This is a genomic window from Paenibacillus kyungheensis, assembly GCF_028606985.1.
GTDB lineage: Bacteria > Bacillota > Bacilli > Paenibacillales > Paenibacillaceae > Saccharibacillus > Saccharibacillus kyungheensis.
The window spans coordinates 644,790-659,441 of sequence record NZ_CP117416.1; the positions used below are offsets into that span (position 1 = coordinate 644,790).

The following is a 14,652-nucleotide window of genomic DNA, read 5'->3' on the forward strand; positions in this document are numbered from 1 at the left end:
AATAAAGTCATATGTATTCAGGCTTGAGTAGATAAAGGAGGGTATCATGTCCAACCAAGTAAAAGCGTCATCAGAACGCAAACGTATCGCTTTGGTGACAGGTACATCTAGCGGATTTGGATTGTTGATTGCGGTATCCTTAGCGGAAAAAGGAATAATCGTTATTGCGACTATGCGTGATCTGACACGCCAAGTAGAGCTGGCACGTATTGCAGAACAAAAAGGAATTGCCGACCGGATTCATTATTTGCAATTAGATGTGACTGATACAGTGTCGATATCTACAGCGATAGAGAACATTCAGGCGCAATATGGAACGATCGATATTCTGGTCAATAATGCAGGTTATGCTGTTGGCGGATTTATCGAACATGTTCCGATAGAGACTTGGCGAGCGCAACTGGAAACGAATGTATTTGGACTGATTGCTGTTACCCGCGCTGTTCTGCCTATCATGCGTGAGCAAAAGGATGGCTATATTATTAATATGAGCAGTGTTAGCGGACTGTCTGCTTTTCCCGGATATGCTCCTTATGCGACTTCCAAATTTGCTATCGAAGGATTCAGCGAAAGTTTGCGCCATGAGATGGCTGATTTTAATGTGAAAGTGGTTCTGGTCGAGCCCGGTTCCTATCGCACCTCTATTTGGGAAAAAGGGCTAGCAGATATCTATACGGTTCCTAACTCACCTTATCAATCTCGCTTAGAAGCTGTATTACGCTACTCTCGCAAATCCGCATCATCGGCTCCTGATCCACAAGAAGTTGCTGATCTAGTCGGTCGTATTGTAGAGAAACGTTCTCCTAAGTTGAGGTATGCTATTGGAGAAGGTTCTCACATCATGATCTGGGCACGCAAATGGGTACCCTGGCGTGTGCTTGAATGGGTGATAGGACGGGCTTTAAAATCTTAAAGTAAAACCATACTCCTCACCAATAATAAAAAAACAGCACCATTCATCCCTTAGCTAAAGGTGAATTGTGCTGTTTGTGCTATACCGATCCATTATTTACTTGTAGTCTCGTTAGAAGTAGATGTTGTACCAGATGTACTTTTGCTACTGGAAGAAGATGTTGCAGTCTTTCCAGTAGAAGTGGATGAACTGGAAGTCGAAGAAGTGCTATCTGTTGCTCCATCATTTAACAATGGCTCATTATTGACATCATCTTCTTCAGCCAGATTGAGGCTACTCAGGAAATCTGAAACTTTCCGCAAATATTCTCGCGGATGTTCGCGGAATTCAAGCTCATGGTGAGCTCCTTGTATTACCCAGCTTCCTGAATTCGGATTGGTTTGATTTGCGGCAAGTTGTTCTGCAATCTGGTAAGGTGCTTTATCGTCATTGGTTCCATGAATAAAGAAAATCGGGAATGGATAATCTTCCTTTTTCACCTGTTGATATGGAATCTGATTCAAGCTAGTACCATTAACGATCGGCAGTAGAAATTCCAGAATCTCCAGTGATGGATGTCGTGGAAGATCCAACTGCTGCTGAATATTGTAATAAAGTGTATCCGGTTCTAACAAGAATGTACTATCTAAAATCATTGCAGTCACATCTTTGGTTTTGAGTCCAGCTTGTAAGGCTGTACCTGCTCCCATTGAAAAGCCCCAGACTACAATTTCTTGAGATCCTTTTTGCTTGGCAAGTTGAATCGCTCCAAGTAATTGTTGAGATTCTTTTTTACCACCGGTGGCGACTTCTTTATTCGTTTTGGCGGCAAATCCATAATCGAACATGACTACATTAAAATTAAGTTTGTGTGCGTAGTGAGCGAGATCGTACATAGGAATCCATGTTTCTTCTCGATTCGCACCATATCCATGACTGAAAATAATCGTTTTGGACGACTTTTGTTCTGCTGGAATATACCAGCCCTGCATCATCCTGCTATCATCTGCTGCTGGAAATGTAATATCTTCGTACGCCATTCCTTTTGCCTGCATCGGATTAGAATAGACACTTGCTACTGTCGGATTAGACAGCACCCAAGCAATATAGGCATGCAGTGCCACAAAGCAAAACAGGAAAAAAAACACTATGGATAACAGGAAAGCTACCACAACATGCTTTATTCGAATCTGTCTTGGTGAAACTACAGGAGGTGTCTCTTCTAGCTCAGATGAATGGGGCTTTGCATTTTCTTGCAAAGTAGTGGACATCTTGCTCCTCCTAGAAGTGAAAATGTATTGTTCGTTCTAGCATCCATTGTTCCATGAACCGATTTGATTCGACATTATCTACTTATGGTAAAAGTCTATGACAGCAAAGTCAATGTCAGCTCAATGTCTTCTTCATTATTATCGACGTATTTCTCTTTACGATTAGAGCTAGCTTCGATATAATTTATGTAACCAAGTTTCATCCAATGAAACTTACAAAATTAGACAGTGTGCGTATGAATAGATTCAAATGCGGAGGCGACAACAATGGAAGATCGCAAGTTAACTGTACGAGCAGTAGAACGTGCGTTAGACATATTACTGTGTTTTACCCGAACGAGCGATCTTGGACTCACCGAGATTGCAACCGAGATTGGATTACACAAAAGTACAGTACATCGGTTGTTAGCGACTTTAGAAGAAAAAGGATTTGTGATTCGCAATAGCAGTACAGATAAATACCGCTTGGGTATCAAAATCTGGGAGTTATCGACCCACCTTTCCCAAAACGATGATCCTGGATTATTGTTGCTTGCAGATATGGAAGAATTACGCGAGCAATTGGGAGAAACGATCAGTCTGTACTTGCGAGATGGCGACGAGCGCTTACGGATTCAAGCGGTGCAAAGTAACCAAGCTGTGCGACGTGTTGCGCCTGTAGGAGCAAGATTGCCTTTGACAGTGGGCGCATCGAGTAAAGTACTTGTTGCTTTTTCCAGTAGCGAACAGCAAGAAGAGTTGTTGAATAGTCCGGATTGGCCGAAAACTGTAGATGTCACGCATTATCGTGAACAGATCGCAGAGGTACAACGTAACGGATATTCGACCAGTTATGAAGAACGCGAACCCGGAGCAGCAGCAGTCGCTGTACCGATTTTTGATCGAACAGGAGCATTGCGAGCTTCATTATCGTTATCTGGACCTGTTAGCCGTCTGTCGATGGACAAGTTACATGAGTATGCGCCTGTATTGATTCAAGCGGCGCAAGAGATGGGTTTTAAATTGAGATAATGGATAGATAGAGCAGTAAGAACGTAGAAATAACAAATCTAACACTGGATCAAATGATATATACCGTTCAATTATTCATATTAAAAGTATATAGCGTGACCAAGATATGATCTAACTAAACCAACAGTGAATGCCCGCAGGATAAGGCGTTCACTATTTTTTATAACACAAAAAAGAGGCTCCCACATTAGGGAAGCCTCTTTTTGTATGACTTTATGATCTAAGCGAAATGGTTAATCAATTATACCGTTTCACCTTTGTTAGTGTTTTGCATCATTTGACGAAGTACAGTTTGCAAGATACCACTGTTATGGTAGTAATCTACGTCTACAGCACTATCCAGACGAGCGGTTACTTGGAATTCAAATGTTGTACCATCTTCACGAGTACCTTTGACAGTAACTTGTTGACCTGGTTTGACATCGTTGCTCAATCCTACGATATCAAATGTCTCTGTACCTTTAAGTCCCATACTGCTCCAACCGTAACCTTCTTGGAATTGTAGTGGCAATACGCCCATACCTACCAAGTTACTACGGTGAATACGTTCAAAGCTTTCAGCGATAACCGCTTTGACGCCTAGCAAGAATGTACCTTTTGCTGCCCAGTCACGAGAACTACCTGTACCGTATTCTTTACCTGCGATAACAATCAAGTTTTGACCTTCTTCTTGATAACGCATCGATGCATCATAGATCGACATCACTTCATTGGTAGGAAGGTATGTGGTTACGCCACCTTCTGTACCTGGAGCGACCTGATTACGAATACGGATATTAGCGAACGTACCGCGCATCATCACTTGGTGATTACCACGACGGGAACCATAAGAGTTGAAGTCTTTACGCTCAACACCGTTTTCTTTCAAGTATTCGCCTGCTGGTGAAGAAGGAGAAATATTACCTGCTGGTGAGATATGATCGGTTGTTACCGAATCGCCAAGCAATGCAAGAACGCGTGCACTGCGAATATCTTCGATATCTTTGATACCATCAGCCAGTTTTTCAAAGAATGGTGGATTTTGGATATAAGTTGATTTGTCATCCCACTCATACAATTCACCTTCTGGAACAGGAATTTCATTCCAACGTTTGTTCGCTGTAAATACATGCTCATAACGGCTACGGAACATTTCTGGAGAAATGGATAAGCCGATAGCATCACGAATTTCTTTCGCTGTAGGCCAGATATCTTTCAAGTAAACTGCTTCACCTGTAGGATCATAACCGATTGGATCATTTTGTAGATCGATATCAACCGTTCCTGCAAGAGCGTAAGCGACAACAAGTGGAGGAGAAGCCAGATAGTTCATTTTCACTTGAGCATGAATACGTCCTTCAAAGTTACGGTTACCTGATAATACAGAAGCAACAGTTAGATCATTATCTGCAATAGCTTGTCCTACTTCGTCTGGCAATGGACCGGAGTTACCGATACATGTTGCACAACCATAGCCTGCTAGGTAGAAACCAAGCGCTTCAAGATCTTTGTCTACGCCAGCTTTTTGCAAATATTCGGTAACGATCAATGAACCAGGTGTTAAGCTTGTTTTCACATAGCTAGGTACTTTCAAGCCACGAGCAACCGCTTTTTGCGCAAGTAATCCAGCACCAAGCATAACGCTAGGGTTAGATGTATTTGTACAACTTGTGATAGCAGCGATAACGACTGCACCTGCACCCATTTGAGTCGTTTTACCGTTTGGATGACTGACTGTGATTTTCTCAGCAATTTTTTCATCCGACAATCCGTAACCACCTGCATCTACAGGAGTACGTATTGCATTTTGATAGCTGGATTGCATATTAGTCAGTTCGATGCGATCCTGTGGACGTTTTGGTCCAGCAAGACTCGGTACAACAGAAGCTAGATCCAATTCAATCGTATCAGAGAATACTGGATCAGGTGTTTCTGCAGTACGGAACATGTTTTGTGCTTTGTAGTAAGCTTCTACCAATTCAACTTGCTCATCAGCACGTCCTGTATTGCGAAGATAGAACAACGTCTCATCATCGACAGGGAAGAAACCGATAGTTGCACCGTACTCAGGAGCCATATTAGCTACAGTTGCACGGTCAGCTAGACTGATATTGCTTAGACCTGGACCGTAGAATTCTACGAATTTACCAACTACGCCTTTTTTACGAAGCATTTGAGTCACCGTAAGCGCTAAATCTGTTGCTGTTGCGCCTTCACTCAAGCTACCTGTTAATTTGAAACCAACGACTTCTGGCATAACGAAGTATAGCGGTTGTCCAAGCATACCTGCTTCAGCTTCAATACCACCAACACCCCAACCAACAACACCAAGACCGTTGATCATTGTAGTATGTGAATCTGTACCTACTAAGGAATCAGGGAATACTTGTAGTTCGCCATCAACAGTGCGAGTAGCTGCTACAGAAGCAAGATACTCCAAGTTAACTTGGTGAACAATACCTGTAGCTGGTGGAACAGCGCGGAAATTATCAAATGCTGTTTGTGCCCAGCGCAAGAAACGGTAACGCTCTTCGTTACGTTCAAATTCAATATTCATATTATATTCAAGTGCATCAGGCGTACCGAATGCGTCTACCATAACGGAGTGGTCAATAACAAGGTCAACCGGTACAAGCGGATTGATTTGTTTTGGATCGCCACCGGATTTTTTAACAAAATCACGCATAGCAGCTAAATCAACAACTACAGGTACACCGGTAAAATCCTGAAGCACGATACGTGCAGGGATAAAAGGAATTTCTTTCTCTTCGCGACCTTCACTCCAGTTCGCAAGTTGATTCACATGTTCTTCAGTGATCGCACGTCCATCATATTGACGAACAGCAGCTTCAAGAAGCACACGAATCGAGAAAGGAAGTTTGGAAATGTGCTCATAACCTTTTTCAGCTAAAGCATTAAGGCTGTAATAACGGTAAGACTGGTCTCTCACTTTCAGTTCTCGGCCAACAGAAAATGAATCTTTTGGTGACATAGATGCCCCTCCTCAAATAAAATACGGCTTACTTTTTGGATTTTGCGTTACAGGGAAAAATCCTCTACATTTTGGCAAATGATCTTGACACGCTTGCTGGATAAAATTAGAAATGAAAACGGTTCAATTCATTACTATTCTATACTATTAAGCAACTAAAATCGAATTATTCAAAATGAAGAAAGGTAAAAAGTTTTGTAGTTTCATACAGTGAAACACAATTTCAAAAAGTAACTCTTGTATTAAGTATACCGTTTACATGATAGGTAGTAAAGATTTTTTTGGAAGAAATTTGATTCAATTACAATCTTAAAAAGGAGTTGATTGTGGTTCGATAATATCTTTTTAAGTAAAGTAATAATTTTCTGAATTGTATCCTTCTTCAATAGTAGAAATTTGATCTAAATCGTATAAACATAATGAGTTACTTTATACACTCAATTTTGTTCTATATAGTTATATAAAAATTAAATATTTCCCTTTTATAAAAGATAAATTAATATAATTCACTTCCTTTTTATTAAATTAAAGTAGGGTGGTATCAGATTAAGAACGTATTATATGAATAATTTTATTTTTACATTTAAAACAAATATTGTAATTGAATACTTTTGATGATAATTTACAAGGGACATGTCGAACAGTTAGCTGATTTTCAAATGACAAAGGAGGAATAATAATATGGTGTTGAGAAAAAGCCTGATGATGGTATTAGCAATGATAATGGTATTCGTGACAGTCGGGGTATCCAAATCTTCTGCTGCTACTGGATTTTATGTAAGCGGTACCAAATTATATGATTCGACAGGAAAGCCTTTTGTCATGAGAGGGGTTAACCATTCTCATACGTGGTTCAAAAACGATCTGAATGCCGCTATTCCAGCTATCGCCAAAACAGGTGCAAACACCGTACGTATTGTATTATCTGATGGAACTCAATATACCAAAGACGATATCAACTCTGTGAAAAATATTCTGGCGCTGGTCAATCAATATAAAATGATCGCTGTTCTTGAAGTGCATGATGCAACAGGAAGCGACGATGTAGCCAAATTAAATAATGCTGTGAACTATTGGATCAGTATTAAAGATGCTTTAGTTGGCAAAGAAGACCGAGTAATCATCAATATTGCTAATGAATGGTACGGCTCATGGAACAGTGAAGGTTGGGCGAATGGCTACAAACAAGCTATTCCTAAATTGAGAAATGCAGGTCTTAATCACACACTAATTGTAGATGCTGCGGGTTGGGGACAATATCCACAATCGATTGTAGATTACGGACAAGCTGTTTTGGCAGCCGATTCTAAAAAGAATACCGTATTCTCTATTCACATGTATCAGTATGCAGGGAAAGACGATGCTACAGTCAAAGCCAATATGGAGAATGTACTCAATAAAGGTCTTGCTCTGATCATCGGCGAATTTGGTGGATTCCATCAAGGGGAAGATGTAGATGAGTATGCTATTATGAAATATGGTCAGCAAAAAGGAGTCGGTTGGTTAGCATGGTCATGGTATGGTAACAGCTCTGATCTGTCTTACCTTGATCTCAATAATGGCCCCGCAGGTAGCTTAACAACTGCTGGAAATATTATTGTGAATGATCCTAATGGTATCAAAGCGACTTCTAAAAAAGCAGGTATTTACCAATAATAGATTCAGTCATCAATCATTAATGAAGTCTACAATAAAATACAAAAAACAGCTGAGCGTTTGAGCTGTTTTTTTGTTATTTAGACATTGGGGATTAGGAGCAATACCTTTATAATAGAAGACAGTAATCAATCAAGTGCATAATAGAGGAGCTGAGCAGAGATGAGAGAGTGTCAGAATTTAGCTGAGGTTAGAGAAAGTATCGATCAATTAGATGAACAGATCATCCAGTTAATCAGTGAGCGTAGTCAATACGTCAACCAAGCCGCTTCTTTTAAAAAAGATATAGATGCAGTGAAAGCACCCGCTAGAGTAGAAGCCATAATTACCAAAGTCCGCCAACTGGCAACAGAGCACCAACTAAATCCTACTATTGCGGAAAATGTATATCGAGCGATGATTGCTAGTTTTATTGAAGATGAGCTACAAGAGCATCAGCGGATTCAGTCAACACCACCGTCATCTCAATAAAGAAGATCATCACAAAGAAAATAATTATGCTTAAGGTAGTTGTTATCGACTACCTTTTTCTAATACAAAATAGAAAGTGAAGTCAGTCCTTTACTACAAAATTAGATAAGCAGACAAAGTTTTTTTGCAGTGTTTTTGTACAAGCTTTATACTGAATACAGGTTATACAATAACGATCATTTACAATAGCATGTATCAATATGTTTTCATATGTACAATGACTAACGGGGGTTCTAACATGACAGCAACAAAATTAACAGTAGGTTTGATTTACGGTGGTAAATCTGGTGAACATGAAGTTTCTTTACAGACTGGATTTTCTGTATTAAATGCAATCGATTATAACAAATATAACGTAGTACCGATCTATATCGATCCTCAAGGACGCTGGAATATGGGAGACGCGTACCATGCAGCACCTGCTCAATTAAGCGATCTACAGATCCAGGGTGGGGAAGAAGCTACTTCACAAGCGATGAGCATTCTTTGGAAAAAATTAAGCGGACAAACCAGTGAAATTGACGTATTGTTCCCGCTTCTTCATGGTACATATGGTGAAGATGGCACGATTCAAGGACTTTTTGAAATGATGGATATGCCTTATGTGGGTGCAGGTGTACTTGCTTCTTCTACAGGTATGGATAAAGCAATTATGAAAAAGCTATTCGCTCAAGCTCATTTGCCACAATGCAAATATGAGACTTTTATTTCAAAAGAATGGGAAACACAACAATACGATATTTTGACAACGATCGAAACGAATTTAGGGTACCCTTGTTTCGTCAAACCCGCTAACTTGGGCTCAAGTGTAGGTATTTCCAAAGCCAAAGATCGTGCTGAATTAGAAACAGCGATTGCTTATGCACTACGCTATGACTTGAAAGTGGTTGTAGAAGAAGCTGTAGACGCACGCGAAATTGAAGTTGGTGTACTTGGCAACGAATTACCACAAGCTTCGGTTCCTGGTGAAGTCGTATCTAATAGCGATTACTATGACTATGAAGCAAAATACATCGACGGCACATCTCAAATGGTGATCCCTGCTGAAATTGATAGCGAACTTGCTGAAAACCTACGTGAACTGGCTATCCGCGCATTCCGCGCAATAGACGGAAACGGCTTATGTCGTGCCGACTTCTTTGTACGCCGTAGCGATGGTGAAATCTTTATTAACGAAGTGAACACAATGCCAGGCTTTACCGCATATAGCATGTACCCATTACTATGGCGCGAAACTGGTACAGCCTATCCAGATTTATTGGATCAATTGATCACTTTAGGTATAGATCGCTATAACCAACGCCATGAACTGAAATACGGAAGAGAATAGTCCAATTTATAACTATTTCTATCCAATCAGAGGCATATAGCGATCCCCATATCGAATAATGTAAATAAATGATTATTCTTTTCCTCATTACATCATATTATTCGATACGAATGATCACTAACGCTATATATTTAAAGTATTTAAAGTGTTTTATATTATTTTTATAATGTCCCATAATGATTAACCATAAAAATCCCTACAAAAAATTCATCAATTTACGCCCAGTAAATCATGAATTTGTCCCTAAGTTCTCCAAGTCTCTAAAGTCTCTAAAGTCTCAAAATCTCTAAAATCTTTAAAGCTCTAAATCTTTAAAATCTCTACAAGCCTTACCATCTCTACAACCATAAAAGCTAAACTACAAAACATTCCAATACCAAAATAAGTACCAAAACATCAAGCATGCAAAGCATGGAGAGTATTTCAAGCATTCAGATGTTCAAGGTGTTTATGTACAAACCCGCGTGGAAAAAGTGTAGGTACCTCTAGCGGAGGGGATAGAATGTTCTGAAAGTCGCATTTAAGACTCGGATATCGACTGCTTGCAGTCTAATTCAGATATCCGATCTTAACAGCGATGGGAAGAACATCTATCCCCGAAGCGTCCGTACCTCACCTCAACCACCGCCCACTCGAAAGGAGCAATGACCATGGGATTTCAAACTGAATTTAACTCTGTATGCAAATTCAAAAACGAACAAGAACTGCTCGAACTTTTAGAATACGGCAAAGGCAAAATGCTCAAAAGTGGATTTCGCGTCTATCCAACCGGACAAAAAGTTATCGCTTATACACCGAAAAATGTAGCAATCGCAATTGTGAAAATCACAGCATCTATCGCCGAGATCAATTTTCAAGGTCGGGAAGTAACCGCAGTAGAATTGGAATTAGTTCGCAAATTAACAGAAGAAGAAGCACGAGTGCAGACCGATCTTGCACATGAAATGTTTTTCGGAGAGCAAGAATCGGTTTAATCATACACATACAGAATCCTATCATCATCAAATGCTTTTCTTCTGTATACACCAGTGAATATTACTCTAGAGGAGGCACTTGAAATATATGATTGTACGATTCGGCTATGTGGCGATGTCGCTTGAAATCGCAGATTCTTCACCTTCTAAAACAATGACTATGGCTAGATTTAGCAAACTGCCAGATCGCGAAGCAGGATTGCGTGCGTTAGAACAAATCGCAACAACCAACTTACACAATACACTGCGTTTATTACGCCATAATGTAGCAGAAGGCATCCAGATGTACCGCTTTTCATCCAAATTGATTCCGCTAGCGACTCATACTGATTTGCATGATTGGAATCCGTTTGAAGCGTTAGCAGAACCATTTGCAGAGATCGGCGAGTATGTGCGTAAACATGATCTACGAGTATCATTTCATCCCGATCATTATACAGTGCTCAGTACACCAAGACCGGAAGTGCTGATCTCGTCGATTCGTGATCTGCAATATCATGTGAATATGCTCAAAGCGATGGGGCTGGATGCTCGTTCCAAGAATAATATTCATATCGGCGGTGCGTATGGGGATAAGCCTACGTCTGCTGCACGTTTTGTAGAACATTTTGGTCGCTTGAGTGCAGAGATTCAGTGCCGGATTACGCTTGAAAATGATGACAAAACGTATACTACCGGTGAGACGCTTGCAGTCGCTCAACAGACTGGATTACCGATGGTACTAGATATCCATCATCATATGGTGAATTGTCATGGAGAACCTGCTTCAGACTGGTGGGAAGAAGTCGCCAAGACATGGAAATCGCCATTAGCACGCACCGATGTACCTGAAGGTGTACATTTACCACCCAAAATCCATGCCTCTAGTCCAAAAAGTGAAACCGATCGCCGCAGTCATGCTGACGGTGTAGAAACTGGCCCTTTACTTGATTTTCTAAGAGTAGCTGCACGTACTTCTTCTCATCTGGATGTGATGCTGGAAGCGAAGCACAAAGACCATGCGTTATTTCAATTGATGCGTGACTTGACAATGTACGAAAACGATGGAGTACGGATCATAGACGGTGGAAGTATCGAAGTGTTCTCATGATATAATGTAGGTAGATGTCAATTCCAGAAATCAGGGGGAATGAAATGATGGAAGAACAACAAAAAGTACCTTATGTAGTGAGCGGAAAAAGCAAAGTAGCGGTAGCTATTAATGCAGCTTCCAAAACGGGAGAATGGATCAAAAGCAAACTAGGCGATTATAAACAGTTGAACACCAAAGTATCTTCACAAGATTTGGTAACAGAAGTCGATAAAGGCGCAGAACAAATGATTCGCAAATTGATCTTAACGTACTGCCCGGACGATGAATTTTTGGGCGAAGAAAGTGTAGGCGCAGGCGCAGCGGCTTCCGCTCAAGCGATCAATGCGGTTAAAGATTCAGAATATGTATGGATCGTCGATCCTATCGATGGCACGACTAACTTTGTGCATGGTTTCCCATACTATTGTGTTTCGATTGCGTTAGCACACAAAGGCGAAGTGATTATTGGTGTGATCTATGATCCTTCTCATGATGAATTATTTGTAGCCGAAAAAGGCAAAGGCGCTTATGTACATGGTAATCTAATGAAAGTCTCACAAGAAGCTACACTGGGTGAAAGCTTAGTGGCTACTGGATTCCCGGCAGATCGTGGTGAATCGTTGCGTCTGAATATGAGTGGACTGAATGCGATTGTACCGAAAGTACGCAGTATTCGTAACGGGGGTTCAGCAGCTCTACATTTAGCTTATGTAGCGGCAGGACGGCTTAGCGCTTATTGGGAAATTGGATTGAATGCTTGGGATCTGGCGGCAGGTTCACTGTTAGTAACCGAATCCGGCGGACGTATTGGCGATATTTCTGGTGAAGATTATCATCTAGCTGTACGTAACGTATTAGCAACCAACGGTCATATTCATCAAGAATTGATGACTGAATTACATGAGGCAGGCTTACAACATATTCCTGCGCAAAAGTAACCTAGAGATCATCGACCAATTGCTCAGCTTACGATTAGTATCTCTACTTTTTTGGGTAATCATAAGATAGAGAAAGAAGTTATACTATAACGCATAAAGTCCTTATGGCGAATCTATTATTATCGTTAAAGGAGTGAGTCACGATGAGTTCATTTGAGAAATCAGCAGAAGAATTGGAACGCGAATTGACCGAGCGTCTGACAGAAGGTCTGATGCAAGAAGAAGATCGTGAAGCAAGAGAGCGACGGATGATCCCTTCAAAGTATGAGATTCGGATTCAGACGACACTTGATCCAATCGCTGAAGAAACCAAGCAGTATCGCAAAATGGCAAAAGAAATTGATGGACGTTATGATGAGTACATGAACAAAATCAAGCGCCCAGAGTCAACAGATGATACAGAGTCTCGTTGATTATAGGATACAGGGTACAGAGCTGTTATCTATCACCCTCCAGGGAAAATAGATAACAGCTTTTTTGGTGTGCATACGTCAACAAATTAGATTGAGATATACAGACAGAGAAAGGGTGAAGCAGTGAATGAAAAGCAATTCTAAAGGCATACTGTATTTTGTCATGATTATGTTTATTCTGGTCAGTAGTGCAGGTATAGGAAGTTCATCTGTACATGCAGCAACCACAAGTCAGACTCCAGATCCCAAGCGAGCTTTTTCACATATGGTCTTTTTAGGAGATTCGCTTACAGCAGGATACGAACCAGGTGTAAAAGCTTCTTACTATGATGGCTTTGCACCACGAGTAGCAGAGCAAGGATTGTTCCGCGCAACCGTACAATCAGATAATCACAGTATACTTGGACTTACCAGTACAGGGCTGGATAATTATCTAAGTGCAGTCACCGCAGGAACAGCGATCACGACTAAAGATATCCAAAGCAATTTGCCAGGAGCCGTCTATACGTTAGATACAGTTCAAGCGAAAAAAGATATTGCGCAAGCAGATCTGATTACGGTCACGATTGGTGGCAATGATTTTTTGAATGCGCTGGGTTCTTTAAATGAATTACCACAAGACATTTCCAGTCTTAATCTAGATCAAGTAGGGACAAAGTACAAAATCAATATCGACAATATTATGAAGCAAGTCACATCACTCAATCCCAAAGCAACTATCGTGGTTGCAGATCAATATCAACCTATGCCTGTTCAAGTAGGTACCAAATTATATGCAGGGCTTAATACAGTCGCAAATCAATTTAGCCAGATTGTAGATCAAACAGCGAAATCGTATGTAGCCAAAGGATATGATGTACGTGTAGCTCATATCTCCAAAGATTTTCCGGGTAAAGAATTAGCGATGACTCATATCGCTGAGGGAGATATCCATCCGAATCAGACTGGATATGATGCGATAGCACGTACATTTATACAGACGATCTGGGGAAGCAAAGGCTACCTGAGTCCATTTGTCAAAGGACAATCTAGTTCTTCTGCAACACCTGCTATTGTAACGAATGGGCAACCGTTAGCAACAACATATAAGCCTATTATTCGAAATGGCAAAACGTATGTAACGTTGCGAGATGTAACAACAGCTCTAGGTGCCACAGTAAATTGGTCTAATACTTCACAAACAGCTACGATCCAAAGTGGCAAAAACAAAATCAGTATTCCTGTAAATAGTAAAAAAATAAAAGTAAATGGGGCTACGCAGTCTGTCGATTATGCTGCTTTTGTCCAAACAACTAAAGGAATAAGCAAAGTCTATGTACCTTTAACTGTACTCACTCAAGCATTTGATTATGATGTACAATATGTAGCCCGCTGGAAAGCTGTTTTTATCAGATCATAATTGAAGTGAATTGATAATATAAGTAATGATTAACGATGATAATGACCAAGTGACAATAGAAAATATAGCAATAAAAAAAGACATTCTATCTCAAAGGATGTCTTTTTTTGCTAATACTATCAATAGATTTGTGAACCTATTTATAAACATATACTGAAATTTTGGATCATTCACGCTATAATAAACATACAGTAATTGGAATTTAATTAATAAAAATGTAAACGTTATTATTAAAAATGTAAATACGTCGGGGT

The 14,652-nt window shown here is 40.3% G+C and carries 12 protein-coding genes; 10 read left to right on the top strand and 2 right to left on the bottom strand.

Annotated features, from left to right (window positions below; translation table 11 throughout):
• Positions 1 to 46 precede the first annotated feature (46 nt).
• Positions 47 to 913 (top strand): SDR family oxidoreductase, encoded by an 867-nt coding sequence (locus tag PQ456_RS02880; RefSeq protein WP_273614780.1) that lies wholly within the window; start codon positions 47 to 49, stop codon positions 911 to 913.
• Between the two features lie 92 nt (positions 914 to 1,005).
• Here PQ456_RS02880 and PQ456_RS02885 read toward each other — a convergent pair whose 3' ends face one another.
• The gene (locus PQ456_RS02885; protein WP_273614781.1) at positions 1,006 to 2,163 is read right to left on the bottom strand and encodes an alpha/beta hydrolase; all 1,158 of its coding nucleotides are present in this window, start codon (positions 2,161 to 2,163) and stop codon (positions 1,006 to 1,008) included.
• 267 nt (positions 2,164 to 2,430) lie between these two features.
• Between PQ456_RS02885 and PQ456_RS02890 the strand changes: the two genes are divergently transcribed.
• A complete protein-coding gene (locus tag PQ456_RS02890; protein ID WP_273614782.1) occupies positions 2,431 to 3,174 on the top strand; it encodes an IclR family transcriptional regulator in 744 nt (247 codons plus the stop codon).
• Positions 3,175 to 3,415: 241 nt separating this feature from the next.
• Here PQ456_RS02890 and acnA read toward each other — a convergent pair whose 3' ends face one another.
• Positions 3,416 to 6,145, bottom strand: coding sequence for an aconitate hydratase AcnA (gene acnA, locus PQ456_RS02895; RefSeq protein WP_273614783.1), 2,730 nt, complete (start codon positions 6,143 to 6,145; stop codon positions 3,416 to 3,418).
• A gap of 681 nt (positions 6,146 to 6,826) precedes the next feature.
• On the opposite strand from acnA, the gene PQ456_RS02900 reads away from it, so the two are divergent.
• The 8 genes from PQ456_RS02900 to PQ456_RS02935 all read left to right on the top strand — a co-directional run bounded on the left by PQ456_RS02900 (position 6,827) and on the right by PQ456_RS02935 (position 14,398).
• Entirely contained in the window at positions 6,827 to 7,801 is a 975-nt protein-coding gene (locus tag PQ456_RS02900) for a glycoside hydrolase family 5 protein (RefSeq protein WP_273614784.1), read from the top strand.
• A 162-nt stretch (positions 7,802 to 7,963) separates the two neighbouring features.
• Positions 7,964 to 8,272: a chorismate mutase gene (locus PQ456_RS02905; RefSeq protein WP_273614785.1), complete on the top strand. Its 309-nt coding sequence runs from the start codon at positions 7,964 to 7,966 to the stop codon at positions 8,270 to 8,272.
• A gap of 238 nt (positions 8,273 to 8,510) precedes the next feature.
• Positions 8,511 to 9,602: a D-alanine--D-alanine ligase gene (locus tag PQ456_RS02910; protein ID WP_273614786.1), complete on the top strand. Its 1,092-nt coding sequence runs from the start codon at positions 8,511 to 8,513 to the stop codon at positions 9,600 to 9,602.
• Positions 9,603 to 10,252: 650 nt separating this feature from the next.
• On the top strand, positions 10,253 to 10,576 hold the full coding sequence (locus PQ456_RS02915) for a hypothetical protein (protein WP_273614787.1): 324 nt from the start codon (positions 10,253 to 10,255) through the stop codon (positions 10,574 to 10,576).
• Positions 10,577 to 10,664: 88 nt separating this feature from the next.
• Complete coding sequence (gene uvsE, locus PQ456_RS02920) at positions 10,665 to 11,666, top strand: UV DNA damage repair endonuclease UvsE (protein ID WP_273614788.1); 1,002 nt, start codon at positions 10,665 to 10,667, stop codon at positions 11,664 to 11,666.
• Positions 11,667 to 11,713: 47 nt separating this feature from the next.
• Positions 11,714 to 12,586, top strand: a complete 873-nt coding sequence (locus PQ456_RS02925) for an inositol monophosphatase family protein (protein WP_273614789.1) — start codon at positions 11,714 to 11,716, stop codon at positions 12,584 to 12,586.
• A 143-nt stretch (positions 12,587 to 12,729) separates the two neighbouring features.
• Entirely contained in the window at positions 12,730 to 12,999 is a 270-nt protein-coding gene (locus PQ456_RS02930) for a hypothetical protein (protein WP_273614790.1), read from the top strand.
• Between the two features lie 127 nt (positions 13,000 to 13,126).
• On the top strand, positions 13,127 to 14,398 hold the full coding sequence (locus PQ456_RS02935) for an SGNH/GDSL hydrolase family protein (RefSeq protein WP_273614791.1): 1,272 nt from the start codon (positions 13,127 to 13,129) through the stop codon (positions 14,396 to 14,398).
• Positions 14,399 to 14,652: the final 254 nt, after the last annotated feature.

Excerpts from the sequence above, each read along its gene's own strand:
- PQ456_RS02885 (WP_273614781.1), bottom strand. The coding sequence starts at position 2,163 with ATGTCCACTACTTTGCAAGAAAATGCAAAGCCCCATTCATCTGAGCTA.
- PQ456_RS02930 (WP_273614790.1), top strand. The coding sequence starts at position 12,730 with ATGAGTTCATTTGAGAAATCAGCAGAAGAATTGGAACGCGAATTGACC.
- PQ456_RS02890 (WP_273614782.1), top strand. The coding sequence starts at position 2,431 with ATGGAAGATCGCAAGTTAACTGTACGAGCAGTAGAACGTGCGTTAGAC.
- PQ456_RS02910 (WP_273614786.1), top strand. The coding sequence starts at position 8,511 with ATGACAGCAACAAAATTAACAGTAGGTTTGATTTACGGTGGTAAATCT.
- PQ456_RS02925 (WP_273614789.1), top strand. The coding sequence starts at position 11,714 with ATGGAAGAACAACAAAAAGTACCTTATGTAGTGAGCGGAAAAAGCAAA.
- PQ456_RS02880 (WP_273614780.1), top strand. The coding sequence starts at position 47 with ATGTCCAACCAAGTAAAAGCGTCATCAGAACGCAAACGTATCGCTTTG.
- PQ456_RS02915 (WP_273614787.1), top strand. The coding sequence starts at position 10,253 with ATGGGATTTCAAACTGAATTTAACTCTGTATGCAAATTCAAAAACGAA.
- acnA (WP_273614783.1), bottom strand. The coding sequence starts at position 6,145 with ATGTCACCAAAAGATTCATTTTCTGTTGGCCGAGAACTGAAAGTGAGA.
- uvsE (WP_273614788.1), top strand. The coding sequence starts at position 10,665 with ATGATTGTACGATTCGGCTATGTGGCGATGTCGCTTGAAATCGCAGAT.
- PQ456_RS02900 (WP_273614784.1), top strand. The coding sequence starts at position 6,827 with ATGGTGTTGAGAAAAAGCCTGATGATGGTATTAGCAATGATAATGGTA.
- PQ456_RS02935 (WP_273614791.1), top strand. The coding sequence starts at position 13,127 with ATGAAAAGCAATTCTAAAGGCATACTGTATTTTGTCATGATTATGTTT.
- PQ456_RS02905 (WP_273614785.1), top strand. The coding sequence starts at position 7,964 with ATGAGAGAGTGTCAGAATTTAGCTGAGGTTAGAGAAAGTATCGATCAA.